Consider the following 14,565-nt stretch of genomic DNA (forward strand, 5'->3'; position numbering starts at 1 on the left):
GTCTTTTTTGCTTGATGGTTCCGGGGGATCAGTCCACGTACATTACCTTTTTGCAGGCCTCGTAGGCCGCCTCGACGCTGGGCATATAGTACTCAATCAGGTTTTTCGCGTAAGGCGCCGGCGTATCTTTAGCCGTTACGCGCAGCACCGGCGCATCCAGGTAGTCAAAAGCCCGTTGCTGAATCTGGAAAGCCACTTCCGAAGAGACGCTGGCAAAGGGATTGCTCTCGTCAATAATCACACAGCGGTTTGTTTTTTTGATAGACTGCACGACCGCGTCGAAGTCGAATGGCCGAATCGTTCGCGGATCAATCACTTCGGCGCTGTATCCTTCCTCGGCCAGCCGATCGGCCACCTCCATAGCAATCCAGTAGCTTTTCGAGTGCGCCACAATGGTTACATCCTCCCCTTCTCGAGCGATGCGAGCTTTCCCGAGCGGAATCAGATACTCGGGGTCTTCATTCACCTCAGCCCGCATGCTGTACATCAACTCGCTCTCCAGGAAGATTACCGGATCGTCGTCGCGAATGGCCGATTTCAGCAGTCCCTTGGCATCATCCGGGTTTGAGGGGGCGACCACCTTCAATCCGGGGAAATAGCTATAGATCGATTCCGTTGACGTGCTGTGCGTGGCAGCTAGCTGCCCGGCTGCCCCGTTGGGTCCGCGAAAGACTATTGGGATTTTGAACTGTCCTCCCGACATGTAGCGGATTTTAGCCGCATTGTTGACGAGCTGGTCAAACGCCACAAAAGAAAAGTTGAACGTCATGAACTCCACAATCGGCCGCAGACCGTTCAGCGCGGCTCCAATGCCCAGTCCTGCAAAACCTGCTTCGCTGATGGGTGTGTCGATCACTCGTTTAGGGCCAAAGCGCTTGAGCATGCCCTCACTTACCTTATAGGCTCCATCGTACTGCCCGACTTCTTCACCAATGAGAAAAACGCGCTCGTCGCGCTCCATTTCTTCGATCATGGCGGCCCGAATGGCCTCGCGAAACTGCATAATGGCCATGGTCTATCGCCTCGGTTAGGTTCTTGGAAGCTTGTTCCGTTAGCTCAGGAATGGATAATCTGGCTGCACGTAAACGTCTTCGTAGATCGACTCCAGGGGAGGATACGGACTCTTTTCGGCAAACGCTACGGACGCCTGCACCTCTTTCTTGACGTCAGCATCAATCGCATCCAGCTCTTCGTTTGTTGAAAGTCCGTGCTGCAGGAGATAGCTTTTCAGGCGGATGATTGGATCTTCTTTCTTTTTGGCTTCCAGCTCTTCTTTTGTGCGATACTTGGCCGGGTCACTCATGGAATGCCCGCGGTAGCGGTAGGTGCGAATCTCTACAACAGACGGCTGATACTCTCGCGCCATGGCTACATACTTGCGCAAGGCCTTGATCACACTGAACACATCCATGCCGTCCACCAGAGCCCCCGGCATGTTATAGCTGGCCGCATAGCGGTAAAATTCTGTGTTCGCAAAGGCCCGCCAGACCGCTGTGCCCATCGCGTACTGGTTATTCTCAATAATGAAGACAACGGGCAGTTGGTACAGCGCTGCCAGGTTCATGGACTCATGTACGGTCCCCTGCCCCATAGCGCCGTCCCCAAAAAACGTCAGGCATACCCCCCCATCTTCCCGGTACTTGTGCGCAAAGGCAATTCCTACCCCGAGCGGCACATGTCCTCCTACAATCCCATGCCCTCCGAAAAACTTCTTTTCCGCCTTAAAAAAGTGCATCGATCCGCCCTTGCCCCGCGAGCACCCGTCAATTTTACCGAACAATTCCGCCATGCACTCGTCAGCGGTCATCCCCAGCGCCAACGCAATGCCATGATCGCGATAGGCTGTGATCACCGAGTCATGGCCAATGTTTATCGAATACGCAGCGCCGGTCGAAACCGCCTCTTCGCCAATGTACAGATGCAGGAAACCCGCAATTTTCTGTTTTCCGTACATCTGCGCGGCCCGCTCCTCAAAACGCCGCTGCAGCAACATATTGCGATAAATGTTCAAGAGGTCTTCCCGGCTCAGCCCAAGTTCTTCGTGCGTGTAGGCACCGGCCGGGTACGTCTCGAACGTCTGCTCAAAGTGAATAGCCTTGGCGGGTACCTGCTGCAACAGCACCTGGCCATCTGCCAGACCGGCCTGATCTACTGAAGCCGCCTGTTGCTTTTTCCTGGTCTTGCTGGCCATAGCAAATCCGTGATGCTTAGTTCAAAGCCCTGGCTATCGTTTGCCACCCTGTGGAAAGGGAGCGTTTAAAGATACAACAAAGCTGCTGCGAAAGCGTAGATGAACCCCTGCCATTTCTTGAGATACCCGTGAACTTGAAGCGAAACAGGCTTGGGTCTTTGCCAGGTCTGTTGTAGTTTAAGGGCCACCCAACTGACCAGCAACTGCGCTGAACGTGGTCGCTTCGCCAACGAGCTCAGCTACTCCAGACACACTCGTTGTCATTCCAACCTACAACGAGGCCCAGAACATTACGCGACTGCTCCCCCAGGTGTTGGCTTTGCCCTGCCAGGTTTCCGTCCTGGTTGTGGACGACGCCTCCCCTGATGGAACCGCTGAGCGCGTGCGAGCGCTGCAACCCCAGTACCCAAACCGCCTGTTCCTCATTGAGCGTACGGGCAAGCTAGGCCTGGGATCCGCCTATCTGACTGGCTTCCGCTTCGGGCTGGAACGAGGCTATACCTATCTGGCCGAAATGGATGCCGACCTCTCGCACGATCCAGAAGATCTGCCGCGGCTGCTGGATCCACTGCGTCGCAACGAAGCGGATGTGGTTATCGGTTCTCGCTACATCGGCGGCGTGCGCATCATCAACTGGCCACTCTCGCGGCTGATTCTCTCCTACAGCGCCAGCCTCTATACCCGGCTGATCACCTGCATTCCGGTCTGTGACGTCACCTCAGGATTTAAGTGCTATCACCGACGCGTGCTTGAATCTATCGACCTGGAACGCATCCGATCCAACGGCTATTCTTTCCAGATCGAAATGAAGTACCGGGCCTGGCGCAAGGGATTCCGCCTTCTGGAGGTGCCCATTATCTTTACCGACCGCCAGGAGGGCTCTTCCAAAATGAGCAAAGCCATTGTCTGGGAAGCTGCCTGGAAAGTCTGGGAGCTCCGGCTGCGCGATCTGTTCGGAACCCTTTAAAAGATGGGGCCCCTTTCTCTGGAATCAACTAAATTATCTGGCCCGGCATGAACCGTATGTGCCCCCTGCCACCATCCCGGATAGGCTTTTAAAATTCCCTCTTTGCCCGGACTATTCCTGGCTTCAACATGAGGCTTGTTTAAAACCCATGGCGAAAGGGGCGAAATTATAAAGGAGGCCCTGTAGTTTATATCCGGTCGCTGTACCGGAGCGCCCGAGCCCCAGCCCGAGGCCTGGCGCCCCTGCCCTCAACCAGCGCAAGCCAATAGGAGTGCGCTATATGCCACGTCGGTTTCAGCCAGAAACCCTGCAATAGCAGGGACACATACTTTGGGGCTTTACGTTCATGCAGCAGTCCCTGGCCAGAAGTGGCTCCTTTTTTCTGCGGGAAGCGGGAAACGGCCAACGAGCCACACCTCAGCCCACGCCTGATGCAATTTTATGCAGAAAGATGAAAAAACCGGAAGTCTGGATGGACGCAAGCAGCGCCTCCAGGCACTGCTTTTTTACAGCGGCTTTTTGTACTTTTGACGCCGGAACGCGATGATCAATCAGGCCTGTTATCATGCCGATGCATTGCAAACGTGCCCTGTTGCTTGGTCTGCTGCTATGGGCTATTGCAGCCGCTGCCCAGGAAGCACCTGTCCGCCTACCCGAAACCCTACCTGTAGCGGAGCTGCTGCGTGCGGGTCCAATGAACGGCCATGCGACCCAGCGTGAAGTGGTAATCTGGCTGCAAACCTGGGCCCCGGCCCAGGTGCAACTGCTCTACCGCGAGGAGGGGATGCCAGAAGACAGCGCACGCATCACGCCTCCTTACTTTGCTGGACCGGAAACAGACTACACCGTCCATATCTCTATTCCTTATCTGGAGCCGGGCCGCCGTTACGTCTATGACGTGGTGCTCAACGACACGATCCTGACGCTTCCCTACCAGCCGCGTTTCCAGACGCAGCCACTCTGGCAGTGGCGCACCGATCCCCCCACCTTTACGGTGGCCGCAACTTCTTGCTTTTACGTAAACGATCCGCCTTACGATCGGCCCGGTCGTCCCTATGGAGGCGATTTCCAGATTCTCACGCACCTGGCCCGCCTGCAGCCCGACGTCATGCTCTGGCTGGGCGACAACACCTACCTGCGCGAAGCCGACTTTGGCAGCCCGACCATGATGTCTTACCGCTACGCCCACACCCGCAGCCATCCTCTACTGCAGGAACTGCTGGCTACCGCGCACCACTACGCCATCTGGGACGACCACGACTACGGTCCGAACAACGCCGACCGTAGCTACGTCTTAAAAGGCGCTGCCCTGCGTCTTTTCCAGCAGTACTGGGCTAACCCGTCTTATGGACTGCCCGGCACGCCAGGTGTCTTTACCCAGTTTACCTGGGGCGACGTAGACTTTTTCCTCCTGGACGATCGCTTCTATCGAAGCCCCAACGACGCTCCCGATGATTCCACCAAAACCATGTGGGGCGAAGCCCAACTGACCTGGCTCATTGATGCCCTCACCTATAGCCGCGCACCCTTCAAGATCGTCGCCAATGGCAACCAGATTCTCAACCGCTACACGCGTTTTGAGTCGGTGGCAGCCCGCTTCCCCCGCGATTATGAGCGACTACTCCAAGAAATCGTGCGCCGGCGCATTTCAGGCGTAGTATTCCTAAGCGGCGACCGCCATCATACCGAGCTGATGCGTTACCAACCGGAAGGCTTCTATCCCCTTTACGAAATTACCACTTCCCCGCTGACCGCGGGCCCTTCCAACATAGAAGAAAACAATCCCCTCCGCATTGAAGGAACCCTGCTGCGCGAGCGGAACGTCGTCCTGCTCACCTTTTCTGGCCCCCGCACCGATCGGGTGTTAACCATTACCGCCTATGACGCGCAGGGACAGGAACGCTGGCGCTATACCATCCGCGCCCGTGAACTACGCCCCCCGGAACCGTGAAGCTTCTGCCAAACCAGACAAAAAGGCCCGCTTTATGTTAACTTAAAGCCGGTATTTCTCTGAGTGAAAAACACCGACAGGTATCATGGCCCAACCGGTATCTGCAGAAGTCCCTGCTTTTGAGCATCTGACTCCCCCGGCAGAAGGGGCGCGTATCCTGAAGCGTCCTGATGGCACCCTGGACGTTCCGGACCAACCGATCATCCCCTTCATTGAAGGGGACGGCACAGGGCCCGACATCTGGCGAGCGGCCAAACAGGTCTTTGATGCCGCCGTGGCGAAGGCGTACGGGGGCCGCCGCAAGATTGTCTGGTTTGAAGTCTTTGCCGGCGAAAAGGCCTACCGTCAGCTCGGTACCTGGCTACCAGAAGATACGCTGAAAGCTATCGACTATTACCTCGTTGCAATCAAGGGGCCGCTGACCACGCCGGTAGGCGGAGGCATTCGCTCGCTGAATGTGGCGCTCCGCCAGCAACTCGACCTATACGCCTGCGTGCGCCCGGTGCGTTACTTTCCAGGCGTTCCTTCGCCCGTTAAGCATCCGGAGCTCGTCGACATGGTCATCTTCCGAGAAAACTCGGAAGACGTGTATGCGGGGATTGAATTCCCGGCGGGCTCTCCTGAAGCGCAAAAGCTCATCCGTTTCTTACAGGAAGAACTGGGGGTTCAAAAGATTCGTTTTCCGGAAACCAGTGGCATCGGAATCAAGCCGATTTCCCGGGATGCCACGCGCCGGCTGGTGCGCGCTGCGATTCGTTACGCTATTAGCCGCGGTCGCAAAAGCGTCACGCTTGTGCACAAGGGCAACATCATGAAGTTCACGGAAGGGGCCTTTCGCGAATGGGGCTATGAACTAGCGCGAGAGGAATTCGGAGCCCGTCCGCTTGATGGGGGCCCCTGGCATATCCTTGAGCACGAAGGGCGCGAGATCGTTATCAAAGATGTCATTGCCGATGCGTTTCTGCAGCAGATTCTAACGCGTCCGGCTGAATACGACGTGATTGCCACCATGAACCTGAACGGGGACTACGTCTCGGATGCGCTGGCAGCTCAGGTAGGTGGCATTGGCATTGCGCCGGGTGCCAACATCAATTATGAGACCGGTCACGCGGTCTTTGAAGCCACACATGGCACCGCGCCCAAATATGCGGGGCAGGACAAAGTGAACCCCAGTTCGGTGATCCTGTCGGGTGAAATGATGTTGCGCTACATGGGATGGCATGAAGCAGCAGACCTGATCATTCGTGGAATAGAGCGGACAATCGCGCAGAAACGGGTCACCTACGACTTTCATCGCCTTATGGAAGGCGCTACCCTGCTCCGAACGAGTGAGTTCGGGCAGGCCATCGTGGAAAACATGGATTGAACCAGACGGCGGGGCCGTCGTATCTGGCCGGCCCCGCCTTATTTTGGGGCATGCCTGACCGCATTACAGAACACCTGGATGAAGAAGGACGGCGTTTTGTTATCCGGGCGCCGGCCGAGATAGGCCCCGATGAAATCCTCGAAGCCGCGCATCACCAGTTTATCCTGACGCACTGGGAAGAACTGGCTGCCGCCTCGCTGAGCGGTTACCGTCAGGCCGGCAAAGGGGTGCTCATTGTAGGTGAAGCTACGCCTCCACGCAATAAGGCACTGCGGCACAGTTTCATGATTCATCGCCTGGCTTACGCAGCGCAGGACGCTTTGCAGTCTGTGCAGGAAATCCCCTCCTTACAGTGGTTGCTGGATCAGGTCGAGCGGTATGATCCCCACCAGACGGTACTTTTGCTCTTCACGACTGAAGCGGACACACATGCCTACGCTGTTGAAGGCGATCCACCGCCTCCCGACGCGCTGCTGTTCGTGCAGGCATCCAACAACTGATCTTGCCAGACACAACCAATGTTTTGCTTCCCCCGGTCGAACTCCAGGTCAACCCGACCCGATTCGTAGAGGGCAGGTGCGTCCTACTTACCTCTCCCGGACCATCAGCCTGACGCAAGCAAGCGTGTCCGACCGGCTTTCGACGATTGACAAGCTCCCCCTTCTCCAGGAAAGAGCACTTCTGCTACCTTTCCCCAGAGGCGCGGCTTTTTTTATTCAGGCTGTCACGGCCATGGCCTCGTCCGACCGCGCCGGTGTTGCGCCGGCTACTTCCTCAAATAGCCGATCATACGCGGCCACGTGACGCTTCCAGTCCAGATGCGCGGGAATTTCTCGCAGACGTTCTGGAGGCAGGGGGCGTTCCTCGCCTGTTAACAGGGCCGAAAGTAGGTGAAAGAGGGCTTCTTCATCTTCGTACAGCGTGGGAGCATGCAGGAGAGGCCGGTGCAAGGGCTCAGGGATTAATTCTGGATAGCTCAGTCGGTTGGGCAACAGCGGATGACAGCCGCAGTAGATAGCTTCCAGCACAGCTACACCGAAAAATTCATGGCGCGCTGTTGAGACAATGATATCGGCTCGGTGCAGCAGCCGGCTGTATTCTTCAAAGTCTTCAGCGTAGCCATAGTGCAAGATGCGATCGGCATAGCGCTCAAACGCCTTGTCCAGCTCATACGGCTGCTCTTCAAAGCGCTCACCCGCCAGAATCAGCCGAAAACGATGGCCGGCATCGTCCAGGCGGTTCATCACCCGCAGAAAGACTTCCGGGGCCTTATCATATTCCCAGCGTTGATTCCACAGGATGGTAGGAGGCGGCATACCTGGCCCCCAGTAACGAGGACGGCGACTTCCAGCGTACTGATCATGCGCCGACAGATCAATGCCCGGGTAGAGCACCGAAGCCTTTGCCCGGATTGCCTGCACAGCGTCCAGGTGCGTGTAGTCTGGAAAAGCCCGTAGCAACAGAGGAAGTGCCTCCAGGAATTCTTCCAGGTGAAAGCGCGTGTTGAACAGTACCCGGTCAGCTGCCAGGCACGACAGGTAGTTGATATATCCAAAGGCAGGATCGCGCTCTTTGCCTTCAGGAAGCGGATAGGTCAGGGCGTTTTCATGGAAGTACAGGATAACCGGGACGTGCGCCAGCCGGCTTCGGGTCAGCGAAAGAAAAGCAGGCAAGTTGACCATGTTCGTGGCAAAAATGACGTCCGGATGAAACCCCTCCTCCCAGGCCTGCAGCGCCTTACGTGCCATGGTGACGGCCCCTCCATGCATGCGCCAGCGCCGATACCGCGGCGCCATTGTCACCGCATGAAACCGATGCCGACTGTGGCGAATCAGGCCATCAAGAAAATTCTTGTGTGACCCTCCGTACCAGGGTTCCAGTGCCAGAATGTTCAGCATTCGCCCTATCGATTTTTAGCTGCTCTGCTGCTGCGCCAGTTGCTGACGGAGCTGTTCTTCTTCCTCTTCGGTAGTTGGCCGAACAATCGACACAGCACGCACCTGAAGTTTTTCGCGCAGCACGGGATCGCGCACTTCTTCGGCTGTGAGGAACGCCTCTTCACCAGGCTTGAGCCGGATCGTACGCGTACTCATGGGAATTTCAACCGGCACATCATTCGTATTTTTGATAATCATACCACGACGCTTGCGACTGGCCATGCTGCCCTCTCTGGATGGTTCACCGAATGCTGCAGGTTGCGAGCGTATGCTTGCGCACTTTCTTTAAAGTATACAATTTTTCAGGCAGGTATGCGAATCATTTTCTTAGAACCATGTCCGTTTTATCGGATTCTTCCACGCTACATCGCCTGGGGCGCGCGCTGCTGGAGCTGGTGTATCCCGGGTACTGCCTGCATTGTGGCGCGCGCTCGCCGAAACGGACGTTTCCGTTGTGCGCTTGTTGTCTGGCTTCCCTGCGTCGCGTCCCTCGGGGAGAGCCATTGCGTCGGCTGCACCGATTACCGGAAGCCATGGGTTGTTTTCAGGACGCCCACAGTCTGTGGTATGCTTCGCCGTCCGGTCCTTTTCGCCCACTGCATCACGCGCTGAAATATGCCAACCGGCCGGTCTATGCCCTTCATCTAGGTCGTTTGCTGGGCCAGACCTTTCAGAATGCGCTGTCCTCCATTGAACTCATCATACCCGTTCCCCTGCACCGTCGTCGCTATCTGGAACGTGGCTATAACCAGAGTGCCTGGCTGGCCCGGGGCATCGGTGAGGTGCTGGGACGTCCTGTTAAGCCCGAGTTGCTGATGCGCGTGCGCCCGACGCAAAGCCAGACCTATCTGGATCGGGAAGCGCGACGCGCCAACGTAGCGCATGCTTTTGTGGCTCCTTACCCGGAGCGCGTAGCCGGCCGGCACGTGCTACTTGTCGACGATCTGCTTACCACCGGCGCCACGGCTGCCTGGGCTGCTCAGGCCCTCCACCAGGTTCGCGTGGGCAGCCTCACGCTTGTCACGCTGGGCCTGGCAGTTTAGCAAGCGCCTGCAGGTCTACCTGCAGCATACAGGCGGCCGCTTCGTTGGCGTCGTTGGTAGCCACCACGACCAGTCGTCCCTGCTGCTGCGCCTCGGCCAGCAAGGATTCGACGAGCTGGTGGCCAGCTTTGTCCAGGTTTGAGCGGGGTTCGTCCAACAACCAGAGTGGCGGATTGGTCAGCAGCGCCGCAGCCAACCGAAGCCGCTGACGCATGCCTGATGAAAAGATGGCCACGGGCTCATCCGCAAACGCCCGCAGGCCCACCCGTTCCAGCCAGTGCTCTACCCATCGGGATCCTTCAGCCAATCCCCTGGCGCGGGCAATAAACGCCAGATTCTCTCGAGCTGTAAACCCGTCGTAAAGCTGTAGATAAGGTGCAGCGAGCCCTACGTGAAACGGACGATCTGTCGCTTCGATCCATCGCCCATTAACCTGCAGCCGCACTTCCCCACTGGAAGGGCGCAACACGCCAGCCAGAATACGCAGCAGCGTAGACTTGCCGGAGCCATTTGGCCCGGTAACGGCCAGGGTCTGACCGGCCGTCATGACAAAGGAGAGCCCGTCAAACAGCTGTCGGAAGCCAAAGCGCTTGCTGAGCGCAATTACTTCAAGGCGATTCATGGGTATTAAAATACAACACCCCTGATACCAGAACCGTCGTCTCTTTCTTCTGGTATATCCTTTTGCTCAAGTTTTACGTGAGCCATGAACGATCAGGCCTCCCTGTACGACGACGTTGCGCTGTTTGGCCGGGATCCTTCGCCGGGATTGCTAGATGTGCAACCGCTGCTGGACGGCGACGCTGACACCCCTGCCCGCGTGCGCCTGTACTGGCGCGGCGAAGACGGCACGGTGCGCACCGAGGAGCAGCCGTTCTATCCGTTCTTTCTGCTCTCCGACATTCAACTGTTGCGCGGCTATCCTCGCCGGCGCTTTCGCTTTCAACCGCTGCGGGGACGCGAGCACTTCCGCTACCTGGTCGTCTTTGAAAGCTGGACCGCCTATCGGGAGGCGATCCGGCATGTTGAACAGGCTGCTGTGGGCGCCGAGCGTCCGCCTATCTACCAGATCAATGCCCCGGCCCAGCAGTACCTGATGCAATCGGGTCGCACCTGCTTCAAAGGCATGACGCTCAACGACCTCCATCGTCTCCAGCTCGATATTGAGGTCTATACCACGTCTGGTTTCCCCAACGCCGAGCGACCTGAAGACCAGATTGTGCTCATTGCGCTGCATGACAACCGGGGCTGGCACCGCGTGCTGGACGTACGCGAAGCTGGCTCCGAGGCTGCGCTGTTGCGTCAGTTTCTGGAAGTGCTGCGCGACCGGGACCCCGACGTCCTGGAGGGATACAACCTGCTCGCTTTCGATCTGCCTTATCTGCAGCGACGTTGCCAGCGCTACGGTATTCCCCTGGGGCTGGGACGCGACGGCTCCGAACCTCGCACGTTTCCAGCAAGCATCCGTTTTGCGGAACGCACCGTCGAGTACACTGCCTTTGAGATAGCTGGCCGGCATGTCATAGACGTGTACTTTCAGGTACTGGCCTTCGATGTATTCAAGCGCGATCTGCCCGACTACACGCTGAAGACGGTGGCACGCTACTTCGGTCTTGCCACCCGGGACCGGACCTACATTGCCGGAGCCGAACTGTCGCGCACCTGGAAGGAAGATCCTCAGCGCGTGCGCGCCTACGTGCTCGACGACGCGATAGAAACGGAACGATTAGCCCGCATGCTGTCGGGCTCGGCCTTCTACCTGACCCAGATGGTGCCTATGCCCTACGGGCAGGTGGCCCGCACCGGTCCGGCCGCTAAAATCGAAGCGCTCATGGTGCGTGAGTATCTGCGACAGCGCCATAGCCTGCCCTGCCCTCAGTGGGGCAGCCAGGCATTGGGCGGATACACTGACGTTTTCGTAACAGGCGTGGTTGGCCCGATTGTCTACGTGGATGTTGAAAGCCTCTATCCTTCCATTATGCTCACCTATGGCATCCAGCCGCGTACCGATCGGCTGGGGCTGTTTCAGCAGTTGCTGCGTCGGCTGACCGAACTGCGCCTGGAAACCAAGCGCCAGATGCGGGCGGCTTCTTCCGAAGCGCTGCGCCGCGAACTCGACGCCCGGCAGAACTCCTACAAGATCCTGATTAACTCGTTCTACGGCATGCTGGGCTTCTCGCTGGCTGCTTTCAACGACTTCGAGGCGGCCGATCGCGTGGCCGCTACCGGTCAGGAAGTGCTGCGCCGACTCATTCAGGCCATCCAGCGGGCTGGCGGCCAGGTCGTCGAAGTAGACACCGACGGCGTACTCTTCGTACCTCCCCCGCATGTGCGGGATGAAGCGGCTGAACGCGCCTTTGTTGAGCAGCTCGGCAAAACACTACCTGCCGGAATTCGCGTAGGCTTCGAGGGACGCTTCCGGAAAATGCTCTCCTATAAAAAGAAAAACTATGCGCTGCTGGGCTACGATGGCACGTTGAAATTCAAAGGCTCCTCGCTTATCTCGCGTTCCGTCGAACGGTTCGGGCGACAGTTTGTGCGCGAAGCCATCACCTGTTTGCTGGAAGAGAATATTCAAGGATTGCATGAACTCTACCTGCGCTATCGCACCCGCATTCTGCAACACGACTGGGAAAGCGTGCACGACTTTGCACGTACCGAGACGTTGAAAGACACGTTAGACAACTATCTGGCGGATGTAGAAGCAGGACGCCGACCTCGCGCCGCGGCCTATGAGCTGGCGCTCCGCCTGCGCGCAGCAGGTCGCTCCGTGCGCAAAGGGGACCGCATTACCTACTACATTACGGGCACGCATCCGAACGTAGCTGCCTATGAGCACTGCCGCCTGGCCGAAGAGTGGGACCCCGCCAATCCGGACGAAAATGTTGCCTACTACCTTCGGCGCCTGGACGAATTTGCTCGCAAGTTCGAGCCTTTCTTTACACCGGCCGACTTTCGACGCATCTTTTCGCCGGACGATTTATTTGGGTTCTCTGCCGAGGGCATTCGTCTGGTCCGTCAGATCCGTGACCCCGAGGAAGTCTTCACGGCCCCTCCGTTTTAAAAAAACATGCGAGGGATGCGGCTGCGAAACCCGTCCCAGATGCGTAGCGTTCGGACCTCGACCTGTGCCCCAAACTTCGAGCCGCCCTTGGACGAGGTCCAACACCTGCAGACAGACACAGAGGCCTGGACTCCCCGCTCGGCGGAAGCACTCTACCACGTGCCGGCGTGGGGGGCGGGTTATTTCCACGTTAATGACTCCGGGCACGTAGCTGTCCGTCCTTTAGGCCCTAACGGGCCATCCATCGATCTGCTTGAAGTGGTTGCCCGTCTGCGCTCGCAGAATGTTCATCCACCTTTCCTGCTACGATTTCAAGATCTGCTGCGCACGCGCGTCACCCAGCTCAACCGGGCCTTTCGGCGAGCCATTGCCGAAACAGGATATGCCAATACGTATCGGGGAGTCTATCCCATCAAAGTCAACCAGCTTCGTGAGGTTGTTGAAGAAATCCTGGAAGCGGGCCTTCCTTTTTCCTTTGGCTTAGAATGCGGTTCCAAGTCCGAATTGCTGGCTACGCTGCCCTACCTGGACCGGGACGATATGCTGTTGATTTGCAACGGCTGTAAGGACCGGGCCATGATGCAGCTCATCCTGGCAGGGCAGCGTCTGGGCAAAAAAGTGATTCCCGTCATAGAGCGCATGGCAGAGTTTCAGTTGTTGCTGGAGGTGTTGGAGGACCGCACACTTCCCCCGGTTAGCCTGCCTGCTGCTTTTGGCATACGGTTGCGTCTATCGGCAACAGGATCCGGGCTGTGGTCTGAGTCTGGCGGTGAAACCTCCAAGTTCGGGCTATCGCTTGCCGAGCTTCTGGGCTTGCTCGACCACATTGCCGACAACCACTCAGCGCTCTCCCTGCAACTGTTGCACTTTCATATGGGCAGCCAGATTGCCCACCTGAAACAGGTGCAGGAAGCCGTTGCCGAAGCAACCCGCATCTATGCCCGGCTGCGCAAGCGGGGCCTTGGCATTACCTACCTGGACATTGGCGGAGGACTGGGCGTTACCTATGAGGCAGGGAATCCTGAAGCGCCAGGTAGTATCGACTACACGCTGGACGATTATGCCCGCGCCGTGGTAGCAACCGTACAACAGGTCTGCAACGCGGAAGATGTTCCTCCACCTGTCCTGATCTCTGAAAGCGGCCGAGCGCTAACCGCTTACCATTCGGTCTTTATAACTGAGGTGCTTGATACCCGCTCCCGTCACTACGAACGCCCCTCCTGGGCCGACGGGCAGCACCATGCCCTGCTGGAAGCGCTGCATCAACTCTACGAACTCGCCGCTTCTGAAGCCCCTCTTGCTCTGCATGAGCGTCTGGAGACGCTTCGCCACCAGGTCAACCAGGCCTTTCGGGAAGGTGCCCTCACACTCGAACAAAAAGCAACAGCCGAGCAGCTTTACTGGGCTACCTGCGCGCGCCTCTGCGAGCGCCTCCCCCAAGCCCCCGAAGCGTTGCAGGATCTGCCTGATCCCCTGCGCCAGCTTCCCACACAACTGGCAGATCATTACCTGTGCAATTTCTCTGTTTTTCGTTCCTTAATCGATCACTGGGCCATCGGCCAGCACTTTCCCATTATGCCTATCCATCGGCTGGATGAGCCGCCCTCTCGACGAGGCATCCTGATCGACCTGACCTGCGACTCCGACGGCCAGGTCCGGGACTTTGTTACGCCCGTTGGCGAAAAACACACGCTGGAGCTGCATCCTCTGCGTCCGGGTGAACCCTACTATTTAGGCTTCTTTCTCATGGGCGCCTATCAGGACATCATGGGTGACCAGCACAACCTGTTTGGCCGTGTAACAGAAGCCCACATTTATCTTGATGAAGACGAACCGGGCAACTTTTACGTTGAGCTGATCTTACCCGGTGCAACGGTCGAAGAGGAACTGGCTCAGGTGCAGTACTACCCCAATGACCTCGAGCGTCGCATGAACCACCTGATCCAGGAAAAAGTACGGACAGGCTTTATTCGTCCGCGTGAAGGCGTAGACCTCCTCGAGTTATACCGACGCATTCTGCGCACTTCCACCTACCTGGAACACTGA

The 14,565-nt window shown here is 57.5% G+C and carries 12 protein-coding genes; 7 read left to right on the forward strand and 5 right to left on the reverse strand.

The window, feature by feature from the left end:
• Positions 1-28: 28 nt before the first annotated feature.
• Positions 29-1,012 (reverse strand): pyruvate dehydrogenase complex E1 component subunit beta, encoded by a 984-nt coding sequence (locus BUA15_RS06065; RefSeq protein WP_072715082.1) that lies wholly within the window; start codon positions 1,010-1,012, stop codon positions 29-31.
• Positions 1,013-1,051: 39 nt separating this feature from the next.
• Positions 1,052-2,191: a pyruvate dehydrogenase (acetyl-transferring) E1 component subunit alpha gene (gene pdhA, locus BUA15_RS06070; RefSeq protein ID WP_072715083.1), complete on the reverse strand. Its 1,140-nt coding sequence runs from the start codon at positions 2,189-2,191 to the stop codon at positions 1,052-1,054.
• A 214-nt stretch (positions 2,192-2,405) separates the two neighbouring features.
• Between pdhA and BUA15_RS06075 the strand changes: the two genes are divergently transcribed.
• The 4 genes from BUA15_RS06075 to BUA15_RS06090 all read left to right on the forward strand — a co-directional run bounded on the left by BUA15_RS06075 (position 2,406) and on the right by BUA15_RS06090 (position 6,975).
• Positions 2,406-3,158 (forward strand): polyprenol monophosphomannose synthase, encoded by a 753-nt coding sequence (locus BUA15_RS06075; RefSeq protein WP_072715084.1) that lies wholly within the window; start codon positions 2,406-2,408, stop codon positions 3,156-3,158.
• 565 nt (positions 3,159-3,723) lie between these two features.
• On the forward strand, positions 3,724-5,109 hold the full coding sequence (locus BUA15_RS06080; RefSeq protein WP_245771946.1) for an alkaline phosphatase D family protein: 1,386 nt from the start codon (positions 3,724-3,726) through the stop codon (positions 5,107-5,109).
• An 85-nt stretch (positions 5,110-5,194) separates the two neighbouring features.
• A complete protein-coding gene (icd, locus tag BUA15_RS06085) occupies positions 5,195-6,475 on the forward strand; it encodes an NADP-dependent isocitrate dehydrogenase (RefSeq protein WP_072715085.1) in 1,281 nt (426 codons plus the stop codon).
• A 50-nt stretch (positions 6,476-6,525) separates the two neighbouring features.
• Positions 6,526-6,975 (forward strand): hypothetical protein, encoded by a 450-nt coding sequence (locus tag BUA15_RS06090; RefSeq protein WP_072715183.1) that lies wholly within the window; start codon positions 6,526-6,528, stop codon positions 6,973-6,975.
• Between the two features lie 216 nt (positions 6,976-7,191).
• On the opposite strand, the gene BUA15_RS06095 is transcribed toward BUA15_RS06090, so the two are convergent.
• Complete coding sequence (locus BUA15_RS06095) at positions 7,192-8,373, reverse strand: tRNA-queuosine alpha-mannosyltransferase domain-containing protein (RefSeq protein WP_178139387.1); 1,182 nt, start codon at positions 8,371-8,373, stop codon at positions 7,192-7,194.
• A 15-nt stretch (positions 8,374-8,388) separates the two neighbouring features.
• Positions 8,389-8,634, reverse strand: coding sequence for a hypothetical protein (locus BUA15_RS06100; protein WP_072715086.1), 246 nt, complete (start codon positions 8,632-8,634; stop codon positions 8,389-8,391).
• Positions 8,635-8,747: 113 nt separating this feature from the next.
• Here BUA15_RS06100 and BUA15_RS06105 point away from each other — a divergent pair, with 113 nt between their 5' ends.
• Positions 8,748-9,455, forward strand: a complete 708-nt coding sequence (locus BUA15_RS06105) for a ComF family protein (RefSeq protein WP_072715087.1) — start codon at positions 8,748-8,750, stop codon at positions 9,453-9,455.
• On the opposite strand, the gene ccmA is transcribed toward BUA15_RS06105, so the two are convergent.
• Positions 9,433-10,077, reverse strand: a complete 645-nt coding sequence (ccmA, locus tag BUA15_RS06110) for a heme ABC exporter ATP-binding protein CcmA (RefSeq protein WP_072715088.1) — start codon at positions 10,075-10,077, stop codon at positions 9,433-9,435. The genes BUA15_RS06105 and ccmA overlap by 23 nt on opposite strands.
• An 84-nt stretch (positions 10,078-10,161) precedes the next feature.
• Between ccmA and BUA15_RS06115 the strand changes: the two genes are divergently transcribed.
• Positions 10,162-12,519 carry a DNA polymerase domain-containing protein gene (locus BUA15_RS06115; RefSeq protein WP_072715089.1) on the forward strand — a complete coding sequence of 786 codons (2,358 nt, stop codon included), beginning with the start codon at positions 10,162-10,164 and terminating at the stop codon, positions 12,517-12,519.
• Between the two features lie 87 nt (positions 12,520-12,606).
• Positions 12,607-14,565 (forward strand): biosynthetic arginine decarboxylase, encoded by a 1,959-nt coding sequence (gene speA, locus BUA15_RS06120; protein WP_072715185.1) that lies wholly within the window; start codon positions 12,607-12,609, stop codon positions 14,563-14,565.

The sequence above is a fragment of the Rhodothermus profundi genome (genome assembly GCF_900142415.1).
Taxonomy (GTDB): Bacteria; Bacteroidota; Rhodothermia; order Rhodothermales; family Rhodothermaceae; genus Rhodothermus; species Rhodothermus profundi.